Here is an 18,908-nt window from a genome sequence, read left to right as displayed (position 1 = left end):
TTTCGAATGTCATCAATGAATTACAACGTGCAAATGAATTTAGATATGCCAATAATTTTCAATCTTCCGATTTTGATAGATCGTTCGAAAGGTAATTTCCCTTCTAACCGAGATTACATGAATCGATCAAACATATAAACTATTATTTTTCAAACGAAATATGAATTTATCCAATTTCACAACAAAGCCTTTTGTTGAGGCGGTTAAAGATTTATTTACCGATCTCAACGTACCGGTCAACTACATTTCCGACGATCCTGCGCGACCGCAAGACATCCTCAAAGACACGTTCAAGGACAATGCCGTTTTCCGACTGATGGACGACGTTTATTTTGTCGGCATGGTGGACGATGCGGCTTTTCAGGGAAACAAAAGCACCTCTATCGACGATATTCGTTCCGATTACGACGGCATTCTCATCTTTGGCGTAACCCTTCACCTACGCGAAAACGGCTTATTGCCCAAACGTTCGCAATTGGCCGAAATAGCACGTGCTTTCAATCGCGAATTTTGCTACACGCCGGTGGTGGTGATATTTCGTTATTCCGACGGACAAAAACATTACATCGCCTTTGCCAATACACAACGTTTGGCTTATGCACAAAGCTGGCGTGAAGGTGAAAAAACCGGTAAGGTCGCTCTCCTCCGCAATATTGATGTGGAACATCCCCATCGCGGGCATCTCGATATTCTCAATCAGCTTCGGATACAAACTACCGGCCCTAAAGCCGTTAACTCATTCACGAAACTGTATGAGTTTTGGCAAGAGGTATTCAGCATCGAAGTGCTTAACCGAAAATTCTATGAGGAACTGTCCAATTGGTATTTCTGGGCAATGGATCAGGTAAAATTTCCGGACGATGAAGACCGGGACCGAAAGAGCCGGAATGCAAAAAACCTCATCCGTATGATTACGCGCATCATCTTCATCTGGTTTATGAAGGAGAAGCGGCTCATTCCTGCCAACCTCTTCGACAAATCGTATGTCGATACGCTGCTGAACTACGGCGATGCGACCGGCAGCACCTACTACAAAGCCATCTTGCAAAACCTCTTCTTTGCCACGCTCAACACCCCCATGCGGAAAGATAATCCCCAAAGTAGAATTTTTATCGATGATGCCAAAAAATTCGGTTTCGTCAACGACGGTTATCTGCAACAGGGTTACTATCGCTACAGCCGCTTTATCACCGATAAGGAGGCTTTTCTGAAGGAATTCGACAACATTCCGTTTCTGAACGGCGGATTGTTCGAATCGCTCGACAAGAAAGTCGATGACAAGGTAATTCGCATCGATTGCTTTTCGGACCATCCGAAGAATGAAACACGACTCAAAGTGCCCGATTATCTGTTTTTCTCCCGTGAAGAACAGGAGACCGACCTTTCCGCCTATCTGGAAAACGGCAATCATAAAAAGGTACGCGGACTGATTACCATCCTCGATAGCTATAATTTCACCGTCGAAGAAAATACGCCGCTCGACGAAGAAGTAGCTCTCGACCCTGAACTGCTGGGCAACGTATTCGAAAACCTGCTGGCAAGTTACAACCCGGAAACGGCTACAACCGCCCGAAAATCAACCGGCAGCTTCTACACGCCTCCCGAGATTGTGGACTACATGGTGAAAGAATCCCTCATTCAACATTTTTCCGCCCTACTTGGCAACGACGAAAATCATCGCGAAAAACTCCGCAGCCTTTTTTCGTACACCGACAATGGCAATCCGTTCGACGACGAGGAAGATACCCGCAAAATGCTCGTCGGCATCGAAAAGATAAAAATACTCGACCCCGCTTGCGGAAGCGGCGCTTTCCCCATGGGCATCCTGCACAATCTGGTGCTCGCCCTGCATAAGCTCGATCCCGAAAACCAAAAATGGAAAGCCAATTTGCTGGCAAAAGTCCCCGTCGAATTAAAAGCGGAAGTAGAGCAATCGCTCGAAAACAAATCGCTCGACTATATCCGCAAGCTCGGACTCATCGAAAACTGCATCTTCGGGGTAGATATTCAGGAAATAGCCATTCAGATAAGTAAGCTGCGCTTTTTCATCTCGCTGCTCATCGAGCAGGAAGTGGACGATAACAAGCCAAACCGCGATATCAGGGCATTGCCCAATCTCGAAACCAAATTTGTGGCGGCCAATTCGCTCATCAATTTGGAAACCGATTCGGAGAAATCGTTTTCACACTTTAAAAATGCCGAAGTGGAAGCGTTGGAAAAAAAACTATTTGACATCCGCGAAAAGATATTCTATACCAACAGCCGAAGCGAAAAAATCAGATTGGAAAAACAACTCACCGAACTTCGATCCCGGTTGAAAGACGAATTTACCAATCTTGGTTATCCCAACGATAAAACGGACAAGATAACGTCGTGGGATCCGTTCGACCAAAACACCCACGCCGACTGGTTCGACCCCGAATGGATGTTCGGCATCCGGGACGGCTTCGACATCGTCATCGGCAATCCGCCGTACATTCAATTGCAGAAAGCATGCAACGACAAGCTCAAATATGCCGACCTGTACAAAAATCAGTCCTTCGCCACTTTCGAAAGAACAGGGGATATCTATTGCCTATTTTACGAAAAGGGAATGTCGTTCCTCCGCGAGGGCGGACATCTTGCCTTCATCACTTCCAACAAATGGATGCGGGCAGGTTACGGCGAAAAGTTGAGACGTTTTTTCACACAATACAACCCTGTGATATTGATTGATTTGGGCCCCGATGTGTTCGACAATGCAACGGTGGATACCAACATCCTCATCGTGCAGAAAGCGAAAAACCAACATTGCCTGCGTGCCATTACCGTGAACGAAAAGAATAAAAATCAACTCGATTTCGCTGCATTACTGGAAAAAAACGGGACGCTTCTCTCCAATCTTTCGGCTGATGCGTGGTTCATTGGCAGCAACGCCGAGCAGCAACTCAAAGAGAAAATCGAACGCATCGGCAAACCGCTGAAAGATTGGAATGTAAATATTTATTATGGTATAAAAACCGGATTGAACGAAGCCTTTATCATCGACAGCGACAAACGGCAGGAGATATTGGATCATTGCCGGGACGAAGAGGAACGACGCCGCACCGAGGCTATCATCAAGCCTATATTGCGCGGTCGAGATATAAAGCGGTATCATTATGAGTGGGCTGGGCTGTGGGTGATAATAGCAAAATTTAATTTTTATAAAGAATCACATTTATATCCTTCTATAGTTCAACATTTAACAAGATATGAAGAACAATTAAAAAATAGGGGTCAGTGTAAATATGATAGACAAAGTAAAGTGTATATTAATAAAGATTATACGGGACAACATCATTGGCTTGAATTAGATAATAACCCTAAAGAAAATTATTTAAAAGAATTTGAGAAGGAGAAGGTGGTGTATTCTGAAATTGTTAGAAGTCCACAATTTTATTATGATACTGACTATTTTTATGTGGAAGCAACTAGTTTTTTGATGACAGGGGAAAAAGTTAAATTCATTTGTGGCTTATTAAATTCACAACCAGTAAATTATTTTTTTAAACAATGGTATGCAGGAGGTGGTTTAGGTAAAGAAGGATATAGATATAAAAAAGCATTTTTGGAAAATCTTCCCATTCCGCCCATCACATCATCCAATCAGCCAATAGTATCACAAATCGAATCGCTGGTCGATCAAATCCTCGCCGCAAAAAAAGATAACCCACATTCAGACACCAGCGAATGGGAAAAGGAAATCGACCAATTGGTGTACAAATTATATGAGCTGACAGACGAGGAGATAAAAATTGTAGAAGGAGAAAAATGAAAAAGGATAAGATTTATAATCGGTAAGAATAAAAAATAATGGATTACCCGAAACACAACCGACATTCCATTCGTTTGCAGGGATACGATTACGCCCAACCGGGTGTCTATTTCATCACCATCGTGGCGCACGATCGCAAATGTTTGTTTGGCGAAATTGTCAATGGGGATATGCGGATGAATGAATGTGGCGAAATGGCACGACAATGTTGGTTGGAAATTCCCAATCATTTTCCGCAAACCCAATTGGACGAATACATCATTATGCCGGATCATATTCACGGAATAATTATTATCAACGATTTCCCGATCGTAGGGGCGAAAAATTTTTCGCCCCTACCATTCGAACCATCCCCCCGATCGTGCCAACCATCGCCCCAACCGTCCGAACCGTCACCCAATAATATGGGGACGAAAATTTTTTCGCCCCGACCAAATACCACGCCGTTCCGTTCGCCATCCCAAACCATTGGTTCCATCGTTCGCGGATTTAAAATTGGGGTAACCAAATGGATGCATCAAAATACCGACATCCAAAACGTTTGGCAACGCAATTATTACGAACATATCGTCCGCAACGCCGACGAATTGCACCGCATCCGCCAATATATTCGCAATAATCCCCGAAATTGGCGGGAATCGTAAATGATTAGGGCGAAAAATTTTTCGCCCCAACGTAGGGATTTCCAAATCATCGAGGCAATAAATATTTCGCCCCCAAATTTATCCGCAACAATCCCCCGATAATTTCGCATCCACAATCGGTGGGTTGAAACGGAAAATTGGTTATTTTTGTTTTTTACTAGTACAAAACGAAAAATGAAACAATATCTCGATTTATTGCAACGCGTGTTGGATGAAGGCATTCGGAAAGACGACCGCACCGGAACCGGCACCATCAGCATTTTCGGTCATCAAAGCCGATACCCGATGAGCGAGGGATTTCCGCTGCTCACGACTAAAAAACTTCACGTGAAATCGATCATCTACGAACTGCTGTGGTTTTTGCGTGGCGACACCAACATCCGCTATCTGCACGATCACAAAGTAACCATCTGGGACGAATGGGCGGACGCCAACGGCGATCTCGGCCCCATTTACGGCCGTCAGTGGCGATCGTGGCCCGACTACAAGGGCGGCACCATCGATCAGATTTCGCAAGCGGTGGAGGCGATCAAGAACAATCCCGATTCGCGCCGCATTGTCGTCAGTGCATGGAACGTGGCCGAATTGCCCGAAATGCATCTGGCTCCCTGCCACGCCCTGTTTCAGTTTTATGTAGCCGACGGCAAACTGAGCTTGCAGCTCTATCAGCGCAGCGCCGACATTTTTTTGGGCGTACCGTTCAACATTGCTTCGTATGCACTGCTGCTGAAAATGATGGCGCAGGTTACGGGTTTGCAGGAAGGCGATTTCGTTCACACGCTCGGCGATGCACACATCTATCTGAATCACCTGGAGCAGGTGAAGCTGCAGCTCACTCGCGATCCGCGCCCACTGCCAACGATGAAACTAAATCCCGATGTGAAAAATATTTTCGACTTCACGTTCGAAGATTTCGAACTGATCGGTTACGATCCGCACCCGGCCATCAAGGGGGAAGTGAGTGTGTAAGGTTGGAGGTTGGAGACTGGTGGTGATTTGAGAATTTAACGATTTGTTGATTCATTGATGGATACAGTGGATAGCGAATCACTCTCGCAAGTATTTGGTTTTGAAATCTTTGCATGAAATGACTTGAGCGCACCAAGACGGAACTGCAGTGCAGCGATCTTTGTTGTTTTTCTGCGAACATCTGCGAGGAAATTTGCGAAAATCTGCGTGAAATCTTTTTCCGAACTTTTTCTCGCTGATTAACGCTGATTGAATATCTCGCTGATTAACGCTGATTTTTTCTGCGAAAATCTGCGAGAACTTTTCAGGAACATTGTTTCAACGCGGGAAGAGAAATGAGGAGTTAGAAATGAGAAATGAGAAGTCGGAAGTTGGAAACAGGAGCTTCGAATTCGGAATTGTAAATTTACCGCCACAATTTCCACAAAATTATCTGCGAAAATCTGCGGGGAAATCTGCGAAGATCTGCGAGAACTTTTCAGGAACATTGTTTCAACGCGGGAAGAGAAATGAGAAATGAGAAGTCGGAAATGAGAAATAAGAAATGATGAATAAAGAAATAGCCATTGTGGTGGCATTGGACGAAAAAAATGCTATCGGCAAAAACGGGAACTTGTTGTGCCATTTGCCCAACGATTTGAAACACTTCAAACGTATCACCGAAAACTATACGGTGGTGATGGGACGAAAAACTTTTGAATCGTTGCCCAAAGGGGCATTGCCCAATCGCAAAAATATCGTGTTGACTTCGGGGAAGGCAGAAGATTTTCCGGGATGCATGGTCTGTCGTACGCCTGAAAAAATAAGGATGGCCACGATCGACGACGAGAAAATTTTCATTATCGGCGGAGCACACTTGTACAGAACCGCCCTACCCTGCGTAAATCGGTTGTATATCACCCGCATTCATCACACCTTCGGCGATGCCGATACGTTTTTCCCCGATATCGACTGGACGAATTGGAAACAGTTGGATGCCGAAAAACATCCGTCGGACGAGAAACATGCCTACGACTATTCCTTCGAAACCTATGAACTAAACCCGGCAGGGTAGCAAATCCAAAACAATCCGAATCAATGAAAAAAACCACGCTCGTCACCACATTCATATTTCTGTGTTCGATTTCGATATTCGGTCAACAAGCCATCGACAATACCTACCGGATAAAGATAAATGCCTTCTTGACAAACGTTTATTACGAAACGCTTCACAGCAAAGCAACCGTGCAGATTGACAGCACTGCCGTGAACAATCGCAAAAAAACCGTGGAACTCTACGTCAATCCGGCACTTTCGTACCTTCCCATGCGCGAAAACACGGTTCGGCACATCTATGACAGTGTGCGACAATACTTGCCCGGACAAATAAAAAAATATCGTCTCGCTATTTATAGCGACAAGCAGGAAATCAGCAATCTCATCCCAAACTTCTACAGAACCGCTCACAAGGACAAAAGCCGCATCATCGCTCCGAAAGTGAAAACGCCGCTCGTTACCAACCTTTCCGATCCGGCCGGTAAAGCGGGCAAAGGATTGGCTAACAATCACATCGCTTTGTGGCAAAGTCACGGATATTACTACGAACAGAAACTCGGCCGATGGGAATGGCAACGCGCCCGCATTTTCCAAACGGTGGAAGACCTTTATACGCAAAGTTATGTCGTTCCTTTTTTGGTGCCCATGCTCGAAAATGCCGGCGCCAACGTGTTGCTCCCTCGCGAACGCGACTACAACAAAACGGAATTGATTATCGATAACGACGGAAGTTCGCCGGCAACGGCCTACCGCGAAACATCAGGCAGCGAAGCATGGCGGAATACGGAAAATCCCGGCTTTGCCAATCCGAAAAAAGTATATCTCGACGGCGAAAATCCTTTCGGGATGGGATCGGCCCGTCAGGTAAAAACCGTTGCAAAAGGAAAAGAAAGCGTCGTGGAATGGTCGTTTGATGTTCCCCAAAAAGGTACTTACGGCGTGTATGTGGCCTATCAAAGCACGAAAAACAGTGCCGACGATGCATGCTACACCGTGCACCATGCCGGTGGTGAGACCCGTTTTGCGGTAAACCAGCAAATGGGCGGCGGAACATGGATTTTTCTCGGATACTTCCCTTTCGAACCGGGCAAAGAAAACAAAGTGGTGCTATCCAACAAATCGCGAAAAGCGGGAAGAACCATCGTTGCCGATGCCGTGAAGGTTGGCGGAGGAATGGGAAACATCGCCCGAATGCCGAATGTCCGGGGATTTGAAAGCGTCAACGCCAAAAGTTCGGAATCGGCAACACGCACGCAAACCTCGGTTACGGCTATCCCCTACTCGCCCGAAACAAGCGGCTATCCCCGCTATGCGGAAGGATCGCGCTACTGGCAGCAATGGGCCGGAATCCCCGACAGCATTTACAACCGCTCGGAAGGGAAAAACGATTACACCGACGACTATGCGAGTCGCGGCGTTTGGGTAAATTATCTGGCAGGCGGATCTCCGGTGCTGCCCAAAGCCGAAGGGCTGAAAATACCGATCGATCTGGCATTTGCTTTTCACAGCGATGCGGGCACACTATGGGGCGACAGCATCGTAGGCACGCTCGGCATTTACATGACGCACTTCAACGACGAACGTTTCGAAAACGGAACTTCGCGTCAGGCCTCACGCGACCTCACCGAATTGATCATGCAACAGATTACCGACGACGTTCGCCGCAACTTCGAACCCGACTGGACGCGTCGCCCGATGTGGAACCGATCGTATGCCGAAGCACGCACACCCAACGTGCCGACCATGCTGCTCGAACTGCTTTCGCACCAAAATTTTGCCGACATGCGCTACGGACTCGATCCTGCGTTTCGTTTCACAGTCAGCCGCGCCGTTTACAAGGGAATGCTCAAATTCATTGCTTCGCAATACAATCGCCCCTATGTGGTGCAACCCTTGCCGGTAAAAGATTTTGCAGCTGCCTTTTCGGGCGATACCGAAGTGGAACTGTCGTGGCAGCCCACGCCCGATCCTTCCGAACCGTCGGCACAACCTGCGAAATACATCGTTTATACACGCATCGACGGAGGCGGTTTCGATAATGGCATCGTCGTAACATCCGCGCAGTGCAAACTGCCTATCGAAAAAGACAAGATATACAGCTATCGAGTGGTAGCTGCGAATGACGGCGGTAAGAGTTTCCCTTCGGAAATCCTGTCGGTGTGCCGCCGTTCGAATCAGAAAAGTGAAGCACTCATTGTCAATGGATTCACCCGAGTCTCCGCACCCTTCAGTTTTACGACTACCAACGACAGCATAGCCGGCTTTGCGGGAATCGTTGACAATGGAGTTCCCTATATTTCCGATCACCATTTTACGGGACAAATGCACGAATTTCGTCGCGTGATTCCCTGGATGGACGACGATGCAGCGGGGTTTGGCGACAGCAATGCCGATTACGAAACTACCGAAATTGCCGGCAACACGTTCGATTATCCTTACGTTCACGGACAGGGTTTTGCCGAAGCGGGATATTCGTTCGTCTCGTGCTCGGCCGCTGCGGTGGAAAACGGAACGGTGAGTTTGTCGAAATACCGCCTTGTGGACTGGATCTTGGGCAAACAGCGCGAGTGGAGCGTTGCACGCGGCGCCATGCCGCCGAAATACAAAACATTTTCGCCCGAGATTCAGGAAATCGTTACGGACTATTGCAACGGAGGTGGAAATATTCTCATAAGCGGAGCCTTTGTGGGAAGCGACTTTTGGGACAATCCTCGTGCCACCGATCGCGATCGCAATTGGGCGGAGCAAACGCTGAAATTTAAATTGAGAAACAGCAACGGCGCCGTTGCCGGAAAAATAAAATCCGCAGCCTCGCCTTTTGCATCCATTGTCGGCAACTACGAATACTATAATACGCCGAACAGCGAAAGCTATGCCGTGGAACATCCCGAAGCGATAGAACCGGCCGGCAACAATGCCTACACCGTTTTTCGCTATGCGGAAAACAACAGGAGTGCCGGCATAATCTTTAAAGGAGAAAAATACCGTTCGTGCGTTTTGGGTTTCCCGATCGAAGCCATAAAAGATCAGCATAAAAAAAACGAGCTGATTGGCGGTATTCTCAAGGCAATGGAATAACTTTATCGAAAATTTTAAAACATCATTTCCCATAACATGAAAAAAATCGATGCCTTCATTCTGTATTCTCAACCCGAGCAAGCAGCGACCACCGTTGCCGAGTTGAAACAATCGAAATCGATACGCAATATTTTTCTGTTGACGCCGCCGGATGTGAAAGAAACCCTCAAAGGCTGCAAGAATATCGAAATCGATTCGCTCTACAGTTGCGAAACCGTCAGGAAAATTGCACGGAAGTGCACATCCGACTTTGCGTTGCTCTATCAAAAATCTACCGTTCTCCGACCGGGATATTTTGCAATGGAGCGCATGGTGCAAATCGCCGAAGACACAAAGGCCGGAATGGTTTATTCGGATTACTACGCGACAACAGATGGCGAAAAGAAAAATCATCCGGTGATCGACTATCAGGAAGGCAGTTTGCGCGACGATTTCGATTTTGGTTCGCTCATCCTCTACCGCACGAAAGCTTTGAAAGATGCTGCACGAAAAATGCGAGCAGAAAAATATCTGTTTGCGGGGCTTTACAGCCTTCGGCTGAAAATATCGCAACAGCACTTGCCGGTCCACATCAACGAATACCTTTACACCGAAGCGGAAGAAGATACCCGATTGTCGGGACAGAAGATTTTCGATTACGTCGATCCCAAAAACCGGCAGCTCCAAATAGAAATGGAAGCCGCCTGCACGCAACACCTCAAGGAAATCGGCGCCTATCTGAAACCCAAATTCGAAAAAATCGAATTCGACAAGGGAACATTCGAATACGAAGCCTCCGTAATCATCCCCGTTCGCAATCGGGTAAAAACCATTAAGGATGCCATCGCCTCGGTGCTTGCACAGCAAACCGATTTCAAGTTCAACCTCATCGTGATCGACAACCATTCCACCGACGGCACCACGCAAGCAATCGACGAGTTTTCGGCCGACGAAAGGCTGATTCATCTCATTCCCGATCGCGACGATTTGGGCATCGGCGGTTGCTGGAATTTCGGCATACACCATCCCAAATGTGGAAAATTTGCCGTTCAGCTCGACAGCGACGATGTGTACAGTGGCAACGACACGCTGCAAAAAATCGTGAATGCCTTTTATGAGCAGAACTGCGCAATGGTGGTAGGTACGTATCAAATGACGAATTTCGACATGCAGATGATTCCGCCCGGCATCATCGATCATCGCGAATGGACCCCCGAGAACGGACGCAACAATGCCCTGCGCATCAACGGACTCGGTGCGCCGAGAGCATTTTATACCCCCGTTCTTCGCGAAATGAAACTGCCTAACACCAGTTATGGCGAAGATTATGCACTGGGACTGAATATTTCGCGCCGATTTCAAATCGGTCGCATTTACGATGTGCTTTATTTGTGTCGTCGTTGGGAAGGCAATTCGGATGCCGCATTAAGCATCGAAAAAACGAACGCCTACAATTTCTACAAAGACCGGATCCGCACTTGGGAATTACAAGCGCGAAAGAATTTATAAACGACAACTATCCAATATATTGCAAACGATGAATGAACCATTTATTCAGGTAGGCATTTTGCTCGAAAAACCGGCGATAAGGTTTTCGCTACTTTCGGATTACCGGCTTGGCGATGCTTTAGTGGAAGCAGGCACCTATTCGGTGGAAGGATCGGAGGAAAAGATGGTGTTTCGGGGCGAGCGTTACGACGAAATTGTCTTTCAACCGGTCGATCCGCACAAAAACGCATTCGAGTTGAAGGATGTGACTATCGGCGTGAACTTCCATTGGGAACGGAAGGAAGATCAGCGCTTTTTGGGCGGATTGAAATTCATTGTCGAAAACGATGCGGTGACGGCCATCAACATTGTTGCGCTCGAAGATTACCTCACCAGCGTGATTTCGTCCGAAATGAGCGCAACGAGTTCGAAACAGTTACTCAAGGCGCATGCCGTCATTTCGCGCAGTTGGCTGTTGGCTCAAACCGCGAAAAACAAATCGATAGCCAACGATTATCGAACCGAATATCGGACGTCCACCGAACTCATTCGCTGGTACGACCGCGAAGATCATCTTCACTTCGACGTATGCGCCGACGATCATTGTCAACGCTATCAGGGAATTACCAAAGAATCGACGGCCTTGGTGAAAACCGTGATTGAAGAAACGCGCGGCGAAACGCTCGTGTATGACGGATCGATTTGCGATGCCCGCTTTTCGAAATGTTGTGGCGGAGCAATGGAAACGTTCGAAAACGTGTGGGAACCGATAGCCTATCCCTACCTGCAAGGGAAAGCCGATACGTTGGATACGTCGTTTGTCCTGCCCGATCTCACCATCGAAGAAAATGCCGACGAATGGATTCGCAGTGCGCCTCCGGCATTTTGCAACACGCACGATCCCCGGGTTCTGAAGCAAGTGCTGAACGATTACGATCAGGAAACGTCCGATTTCTTTCGTTGGAAAGTCGTTTATTCTCAAGAAGAACTTTCGAATTTGATTCGCGAACGTTCCGGCATCGATTTCGGCGAGATCATCAGCCTCGAACCACTCGAACGTGGAACGTCGGGGCGCATCGTCCGTCTGAAGATCATCGGCACAGAACGCGTGATGACCATCAGCAAAGAGCTCGAGATAAGGCGTACCCTGTCGAAATCGCACCTTTACAGCTCGGCGTTTGTGGTGGATGCCGAGGGCGAAAACGATGAAGGCATTCCGCAACAATTCACCCTCACCGGCGCCGGTTGGGGGCACGGCGTAGGCCTTTGTCAGATTGGTGCAGCCATCATGGCGGAGCAGGGATACGACTATGAAGAGATACTGCAACACTATTTTCCGGAGACGCAGATAGACAAGAAATATTAAAACAGACGACAAATGAATAAACCAACTCGCTCACCCTGGACTTGGGTGCCCACGCTATATTTTGCCGAAGGCTTGCCCTACGTTATGGTTATGACCGTATCGGTAATTATGTATAAGCGCTTTGGACTGTCGAACACCGAAATAGCACTCTACACGAGTTGGCTTTATCTACCATGGGTGATAAAACCTTTCTGGAGCCCGTTTGTAGATATTTTGAAAACCAAACGATGGTGGATCATTGCTATGCAATTATTAATTGGAGGAGGTTTGGCAGGAGTAGCTCTCACGTTACCCACACCTTTTTATCTACAGGCATCACTCGCCTTCTTCTGGTTGCTGGCATTTAGCTCTGCCACACACGATATAGCTGCGGACGGGTTTTACATGCTTGCACTGGATGATTCGCAACAATCGTTTTTCGTAGGTATTCGAAGCACGTTTTATCGACTGGCCATGATCACGGGACAAGGATTATTGATTATTTTGGCAGGATTTCTCGAACAGTCAACCGGAAAAATATCCTTATCGTGGAGCATTACGTTTTTTGTATTATCGGGCTTGTTTGTAGCATTTTTTGCGTATCACAACTTTATACTGCCCTATCCGGCCGGTGATGTGGAAAGAAAAGATCAGACACCAAAGAAGATTCTTGCCGAATTTGTCAACACATTCGCATCTTTCTTCAGTAAAAAAGGAATTATATTGGCTATCGCGTTCATGTTTCTCTACCGACTTGCGGAGGCAATGCTGGTAAAACTTGCCTCTCCATTTCTGCTCGACGCGCGCGAAGAGGGAGGTTTAGCTCTTTCGACACAAGAAGTTGGGTTGGTATATGGCACTGTGGGCGTTATCGCCTTAACGATAGGAGGCATCATCGGTGGGATTGTTGCGTCGCAAAAGGGATTGAAATTTTGGTTATGGCCGATGGCATTGGCAATCACTTTACCCAATGTAGCTTATGTATTTTTATCGATGACACAGCCCGACAACATCTGGTGGGTGAACATGGCGGTTGCAATCGAGCAATTCGGCTACGGGTTCGGGTTTACGGCCTATATGCTCTATCTGATTTATTTTTCGGAAGGAGAACACAAAACGGCATACTATTCCATTTGTACGGGATTCATGGCTTTGGGAATGATGTTGCCCGGCATGGCTGCCGGCTGGATTCAGGAACAATTGGGATATCAACACTTTTTCATTTTCATCATGATTTGCACCATTCCAACACTACTGCTTGTTCCGTTCATGAAAATCGATCCGGAATTCGGGAAGAAAAAAATCAACGATCAAACAGGAAATTAAAGAAAAGATGAAATACAAAATTATTTTTTGTTTGCTCGCCGGCTTCTGGCTAAATGGGAACGCATTGTTTGCACAGAAAATAAGGATCAAAACCGGCATCGAAATATTGAAAGAAACCAATTTCGGCGTGCTGAAAGGAAAACGCATCGGACTGATCACCAATCCGACAGGAGTTGACAATCAATTGAAATCGACCATCGACATTCTGCACGAAGCTCCTTCGGTGCAACTTGTAGCTCTTTACGGGCCGGAACATGGGGTGCGAGGCGATGTTTACGCCGGAGACAAAGTGGATACTTTCGTCGATTCGAATACCGGGCTGCCCGTTTATTCTCTTTATGGAAAGACGAGAAAGCCCACCAAAGAAATGATCGCCAACATCGACGCGTTGGTTTACGACATCCAGGATATCGGTACAAGATCCTATACCTATATATCCACTATGTATTTGGCAATGCAGGCTGCGGCAGAGAACGGAATTGAATTTATCGTACTCGATAGACCCAATCCACTGACCGGCACCAAAGTGGAAGGTTGTTTGACGGAAGACAATTTTATATCGTTTGTCAGCCAATTGAAAATCCCTTACGTCTATGGGTTGACTTGCGGGGAACTGGCCAAATTGATCAACGGAGAATTCATGCACGAAAATCCTTGCAAACTCACCGTAGTGAAAATGAAAAAATGGAAACGAAAAATGTCGTTTGATGACACAGGATTGGCTTGGGTGCCGGCGTCGCCTCACATTCCGTTTGCTCATTCGGCCAATTACTATCCCGTGTCGGGAATTCTCGGCGAATTGGGATATATGTCGATAGGCGTTGGATACACACTGCCTTTCGAACTGTTTGCCGCCGAATGGATTGATGCGGAGGAGTTTGCAAAAGCTCTCAATGCGAAAAAATTACCCGGAATCATTTTTCGCCCCATTCATATCAAACCCTATTATTCTGTAGGACAAGGAAAAAACCTGCAAGGTGTGCAGGTGTATATTACCGATTTTCAAAAAGCGCGTCTATCGGACATACAGTTCCGGGTGATGGAAGTTGCCGCACAACTCTATCCCGATCAGAAAGTTTTTGAACATGCCGACGCAAAACGATTCGACATGTTCGACAAAGTATGTGGAACAGACTTTATCCGTAGAGAATTTTCTAAAAATTATCGTTTCTCGGATATCCAATCTTATTGGACAAAAGACGAAGCATCGTTTAAAGCACTCTCGAAAAAATATTACCTCTATCGCTAAAATTGATTTTAGACAATGAATACGAATACCATTGCAACCTTCGGGACGAACAAACGACTGCTTTCGCTCGACATTTTACGTGGAATCACCATATCCGGAATGATTTTGGTAAACAACCCCGGATCGTGGAGCTTTGTGTATGCACCTTTGCGGCACGCCGAATGGAACGGTTTGACACCTACCGATCTGGTATTCCCTTTTTTCATGTTCATCATGGGAATATCCACATTTTTCTCTCTCCAAAAATTTGAATTTCGGCCGACAAAAAAATGTATTTCGAAAATTGTTCGAAGAACATTCCTGATTTTCATTATTGGTCTTGCCCTCAACTGGTTTGGAACTTTTTGTCGAGGCCTTTCTTCCGGCGAGAATTTGATAGTGGCTGCAACCCATTTCGATTCGTTGCGCATCATGGGAGTTCTGCAACGACTGGCACTTGCCTACGGATTTGCCGCAATGATTGCGGTGCTGACAAATCACAAAAAACTGATAGGGATAATAATCGGGCTACTGAGTGGATATCTTCTGATCTTACTGTTGGGAAACGGTTTCGACCGATCGGAAAACAACATAATAGCGATTGTGGATAAAGCCATACTCGGAGTAACACATATGTATAACGATGTGGATGCGGCAGGAAATCGAATTGCGTTCGACCCGGAAGGGTTGTTAAGTACGATCCCCTCCATTGCACATGTGCTTATCGGAGTGTTATTCGGAAAAATGATAATGGAAAATAAGGACAATCATTCGAAAGTTGAGAAAATCATGATTGGGGGAACCATCCTTGTCTTTGCCGGATTGTTGTTGCAATACGGATGTCCCATCAACAAAAAAATTTGGAGTCCGACCTTTGTTCTCACCACAACAGGCTTTGCCGCGCAACTACTGGCTCTGTTGATTTGGATTATCGATATCGAAGAAAAGGCGAAATGGAGCAAATTTTTTCACGCTTTCGGTGTAAATCCTTTATTTATCTATGTATTGTCCGGCGTGTTGGCAAATGTGATTGGAAACTTGCATGTGATGCACAACGGTGCAACGACGAACCTGAAAACATATGTGTATGAAGTGCTTCTTCGATCATGGGCAGGAAATTATTTCGGATCACTGCTCTACGCATTGGCATTCGTGTCAATATGTTGGTTATTTGGTTACCGGCTCCACAAAAAAAATATCTATATAAAAATTTAAGCATTTATCGTCCGACAAATATGAACGAAATTTTAATTGCCGACAGCGGCGCTACAAAAACCGATTGGTGTGTATCCAAACAGGGCGAAATCGTGCATCGATTCACCGGAAAGGGCATCAGTCCGATATATCAAACCGAGGATGAAATCGCACGGGAAATCGGGCAAAATGTTTATCCCCTGCTCAACGATCGTCCGATAAGTGCCGTTTATTTTTACGGATCGGGATGCATTCCCGAAAAGGAAGATATCGTTCGCCGTGCAATTCATCGATATTTCACGGTACAACCTATTAAGGTTTACAGCGATTTGATTGCTGCAGCTCACGCATTGTGCGGTCATAACGCCGGAATCGCCTGCATTCTGGGTACAGGCAGCAATTCGTGTGAATGGGACGGCGAACGGATTGTAAATCATATACCGCCGTTGGGTTTTATTTTAGGGGACGAAGGCAGCGGTGCCGTTCTGGGAAAACGATTGATAAGTGATGCGCTGAAAAATCGATTATCGGCCGGGTTAAAGGAAAAATTACTCGATCGTTACGGCCTCGAACAGGCAACCATCATCGACAACGTTTACAGGCAACCTTTCCCAAGCCGATTTTTAGCAGGTTTTTCGCCATTTATTCTCGAACATATTCACGACGAAAGTATCCGAAACATTGTTGACAGCTGTTTTTCCGATTTCTTCGAAAGAAATGTCATGCACTACGATTTTCGCAAAAATAAAGTTAATTTTGTAGGCTCAATTGCCTTTCACTATGCGCCCTATCTGAAAGAAGTCGCTGCAAAAAAAGGAGCAACGATCGGAAAAATCATTGCTTCGCCAATGGAGGGGTTGATTGAATATTATGCTTAAAATGGCTGTTTCGAAAAGGAATTACGAAATCGGATCAATAAAACAAGAATATGACTTTTATCAAAATAACTGAGCAACCGTCGTTGTATGACAATCTGGAAAAGAAATCGGTTGGAGAAATTCTGACCGAAATCAATCGCGAAGATCAGAAAGTTGCATTGGCAGTGGAAAAAACCATTCCCGAAATCGAAAAACTCGTAACGGGCATTGTTGCACGCATGAAGCGTGGCGGACGATTGTTCTACATCGGTGCAGGTACGAGTGGCAGATTGGGGGTACTGGATGCATCCGAAATTCCTCCAACCTATGGGATGCCCAACACCTACGTTATCGGATTGATTGCCGGAGGTGATGTTGCTCTGCGAAATCCGGTAGAATCGGCCGAGGACGATTTAGAAAAAGGTTGGGAAGAACTGCTTGCTCACCACATCAACGAAAACGATACGGTTGTCGGTATTGCTGCTTCCGGGACAACACCTTATGTGATCGGTGCACTTCGACATGCCCGTGAACATCATATCCTGACAGGCGCGATCTGCTGCAACCCTGACTCGCCGGTTGCTGCGGAAGCCGACATCAAAATAGAACCGATCGTCGGGCCGGAGTATGTAACCGGTAGCACTCGTATGAAAGCGGGAACTGCACAAAAACTTGTGCTAAATATGATTAGCACGACCACTATGATTAAACTCGGTCGTGTGAAGGGTAACAAAATGGTGAACATGCAACTAACAAACAAAAAGTTGGTCGATCGAGGCGCAAACATGATCGTGGACGAATTGGGATTGCCGTATGAGCAGGCTAAAAACCTGCTGCTACTGCACGGATCGGTAAAGAAAGCCATCGATGCCTTCCTCAGCGAACAAGCAAAATTATAATCATTATGGCTATTATCATTCATACGAATCAACCCAACTTGCTTCTTGACAAGATCTACGATGCCATCGATGCGAAAAAAGCAGACAAATGGGAACGTACAACAGACGGACGGCTCACATACGGCGCCCTTCTTTGGAAAAACGAAGCTTTTTTCAAACCTCAAATTTGGGTCGATGAACAGGAATTGCGCTTTGGTTTGTTGAAGAGAAAGGATCGAAAACATATTTCATCCAAATTATACACGGTTTTTCACACCAAACTGGTGGAAATGTTACTTTCGCATTTCGATACTTCATTTAGCGAAGTCACCATAACTGCAGTAAGAGCGGAGCCCGACGATTTTTAGGGAAAATACACTGGGTTGATTTGTCTAATATCATTTTGCGAGGTTATAAAAAATAAACGCTTCAAGAATCTCTTCGATCTTGAAGCGTTTGTTTGGAGCGGAAGACGGGACTCGAACCCGCGACCCTAACCTTGGCAAGGTTATGCTCTACCAACTGAGCTACTTCCGCATTCGTTTATTTTATTCTTATCGTTCTCTTACGACTTTTTGTTGGATGTTCCTTGCCAAGGTTTGTTTTCATTTTATTTCCTTGGGGCAAGGTTATGCTCTACCAACTGAGCTACTTCCGCATTCGTTTATTTTATTTTTATCGTTCTCTTACGACTTTTTGTTGGATGTTCCTTGCCAAGGTTTGTTTTCATTTTATTTCCTTGGGGCAAGGTTATGCTCTACCAACTGAGCTACTTCCGCATTCGTTTATTTTATTCTTATCGTTCTCTTACGACTTTTTGTTGGATGTTCCTTGCCAAGGTTTGTTTTCATTTTATTTCCTTGAGGCAAGGTTATGCTCTACCAACTGAGCTACTTCCGCATTCGTTTATTTTATTTTTATCGTTCTCTTACGACTTTTTGTTGGATGTTCCTTGCCAAGGTTTGTTTTCATTTTATTCCTTGGGGCAAGGTTATGCTCTACCAACTGAGCTACTTCCGCATTCGTTTATTTTATTCTTATCGTTCTCTTACGACTTTTTGTTGGATGTTCCTTGCCAAGGTTAGTTTTCA

General features: G+C 46.0%; 14 protein-coding genes and 1 tRNA gene. 14 read left to right on the top strand and 1 reads right to left on the bottom strand.

Translation table 11 applies throughout. The annotated features are described in order from the left end of the window. Nucleotides 1-160 precede the first annotated feature (160 nt). From EJN84_RS03850 to EJN84_RS03790, 13 genes are all read left to right on the top strand, one after another. On the top strand, nt 161-3,796 hold the full coding sequence (locus tag EJN84_RS03850) for an Eco57I restriction-modification methylase domain-containing protein (protein ID WP_129594202.1): 3,636 nt from the start codon (nt 161-163) through the stop codon (nt 3,794-3,796). Nucleotides 3,797-3,834: 38 nt separating this feature from the next. Further along, a complete protein-coding gene (locus EJN84_RS03845) occupies nt 3,835-4,440 on the top strand; it encodes a transposase (RefSeq protein WP_129594201.1) in 606 nt (201 codons plus the stop codon). Between the two features lie 174 nt (nt 4,441-4,614). Beyond that, entirely contained in the window at nt 4,615-5,409 is a 795-nt protein-coding gene (locus EJN84_RS03840) for a thymidylate synthase (RefSeq protein WP_129594225.1), read from the top strand. 544 nt (nt 5,410-5,953) lie between these two features. Beyond that, entirely contained in the window at nt 5,954-6,463 is a 510-nt protein-coding gene (locus EJN84_RS03835; protein WP_129594200.1) for a dihydrofolate reductase, read from the top strand. Nucleotides 6,464-6,486: 23 nt separating this feature from the next. Next, a complete protein-coding gene (locus EJN84_RS03830) occupies nt 6,487-9,522 on the top strand; it encodes a golvesin C-terminal-like domain-containing protein (protein ID WP_129594199.1) in 3,036 nt (1,011 codons plus the stop codon). A gap of 36 nt (nt 9,523-9,558) precedes the next feature. Beyond that, complete coding sequence (locus EJN84_RS03825) at nt 9,559-11,010, top strand: glycosyltransferase family 2 protein (RefSeq protein ID WP_129594198.1); 1,452 nt, start codon at nt 9,559-9,561, stop codon at nt 11,008-11,010. A gap of 28 nt (nt 11,011-11,038) precedes the next feature. Then, nucleotides 11,039-12,355: a SpoIID/LytB domain-containing protein gene (locus EJN84_RS03820; protein ID WP_129594197.1), complete on the top strand. Its 1,317-nt coding sequence runs from the start codon at nt 11,039-11,041 to the stop codon at nt 12,353-12,355. A gap of 12 nt (nt 12,356-12,367) precedes the next feature. Beyond that, on the top strand, nt 12,368-13,660 hold the full coding sequence (locus EJN84_RS03815; protein ID WP_129594196.1) for an MFS transporter: 1,293 nt from the start codon (nt 12,368-12,370) through the stop codon (nt 13,658-13,660). Between the two features lie 7 nt (nt 13,661-13,667). Further along, on the top strand, nt 13,668-14,909 hold the full coding sequence (locus tag EJN84_RS03810; RefSeq protein ID WP_129594195.1) for an exo-beta-N-acetylmuramidase NamZ family protein: 1,242 nt from the start codon (nt 13,668-13,670) through the stop codon (nt 14,907-14,909). 15 nt (nt 14,910-14,924) lie between these two features. Beyond that, complete coding sequence (locus tag EJN84_RS03805; protein WP_129594194.1) at nt 14,925-16,103, top strand: acyltransferase family protein; 1,179 nt, start codon at nt 14,925-14,927, stop codon at nt 16,101-16,103. Between the two features lie 20 nt (nt 16,104-16,123). Next, complete coding sequence (locus tag EJN84_RS03800; protein WP_129594193.1) at nt 16,124-16,960, top strand: ATPase; 837 nt, start codon at nt 16,124-16,126, stop codon at nt 16,958-16,960. A gap of 50 nt (nt 16,961-17,010) precedes the next feature. Continuing rightward, nucleotides 17,011-17,838, top strand: coding sequence for an N-acetylmuramic acid 6-phosphate etherase (gene murQ, locus EJN84_RS03795; protein WP_129594192.1), 828 nt, complete (start codon nt 17,011-17,013; stop codon nt 17,836-17,838). 5 nt (nt 17,839-17,843) lie between these two features. Next, nucleotides 17,844-18,185 carry a hypothetical protein gene (locus EJN84_RS03790; protein ID WP_101487782.1) on the top strand — a complete coding sequence of 114 codons (342 nt, stop codon included), beginning with the start codon at nt 17,844-17,846 and terminating at the stop codon, nt 18,183-18,185. A gap of 93 nt (nt 18,186-18,278) precedes the next feature. Here EJN84_RS03790 and EJN84_RS03785 read toward each other — a convergent pair. Beyond that, nucleotides 18,279-18,354 (bottom strand) — tRNA-Gly (locus tag EJN84_RS03785). Between the two features lie 336 nt (nt 18,355-18,690). On the opposite strand from EJN84_RS03785, the gene EJN84_RS12340 reads away from it, so the two are divergent. After that, the coding region (locus EJN84_RS12340) for a hypothetical protein (RefSeq protein ID WP_238943918.1) at nt 18,691-18,908 on the top strand (218 nt) is incomplete at its 3' end.

Origin of the sequence: Seramator thermalis, from assembly GCF_004138125.1 — a bacterium.
In the GTDB taxonomy this organism is placed as follows: domain Bacteria; phylum Bacteroidota; class Bacteroidia; order Bacteroidales; family Dysgonomonadaceae; genus Seramator; species Seramator thermalis.
Note: the sequence above shows the minus strand (reverse complement) of the source record. Positions and strands in the feature narration are given on the sequence as shown.

Bases quoted from the DNA above. Each gene is read 5' to 3' on its own strand.
- EJN84_RS03820 (WP_129594197.1), top strand. From the start codon at position 11,039: ATGAATGAACCATTTATTCAGGTAGGCATTTTGCTCGAAAAACCGGCG.
- EJN84_RS03825 (WP_129594198.1), top strand. From the start codon at position 9,559: ATGAAAAAAATCGATGCCTTCATTCTGTATTCTCAACCCGAGCAAGCA.
- EJN84_RS03790 (WP_101487782.1), top strand. From the start codon at position 17,844: ATGGCTATTATCATTCATACGAATCAACCCAACTTGCTTCTTGACAAG.
- EJN84_RS03840 (WP_129594225.1), top strand. From the start codon at position 4,615: ATGAAACAATATCTCGATTTATTGCAACGCGTGTTGGATGAAGGCATT.
- EJN84_RS03835 (WP_129594200.1), top strand. From the start codon at position 5,954: ATGATGAATAAAGAAATAGCCATTGTGGTGGCATTGGACGAAAAAAAT.
- EJN84_RS03850 (WP_129594202.1), top strand. From the start codon at position 161: ATGAATTTATCCAATTTCACAACAAAGCCTTTTGTTGAGGCGGTTAAA.
- EJN84_RS03830 (WP_129594199.1), top strand. From the start codon at position 6,487: ATGAAAAAAACCACGCTCGTCACCACATTCATATTTCTGTGTTCGATT.
- EJN84_RS03845 (WP_129594201.1), top strand. From the start codon at position 3,835: ATGGATTACCCGAAACACAACCGACATTCCATTCGTTTGCAGGGATAC.
- murQ (WP_129594192.1), top strand. From the start codon at position 17,011: ATGACTTTTATCAAAATAACTGAGCAACCGTCGTTGTATGACAATCTG.
- EJN84_RS03815 (WP_129594196.1), top strand. From the start codon at position 12,368: ATGAATAAACCAACTCGCTCACCCTGGACTTGGGTGCCCACGCTATAT.
- EJN84_RS03800 (WP_129594193.1), top strand. From the start codon at position 16,124: ATGAACGAAATTTTAATTGCCGACAGCGGCGCTACAAAAACCGATTGG.
- EJN84_RS03810 (WP_129594195.1), top strand. From the start codon at position 13,668: ATGAAATACAAAATTATTTTTTGTTTGCTCGCCGGCTTCTGGCTAAAT.
- EJN84_RS03805 (WP_129594194.1), top strand. From the start codon at position 14,925: ATGAATACGAATACCATTGCAACCTTCGGGACGAACAAACGACTGCTT.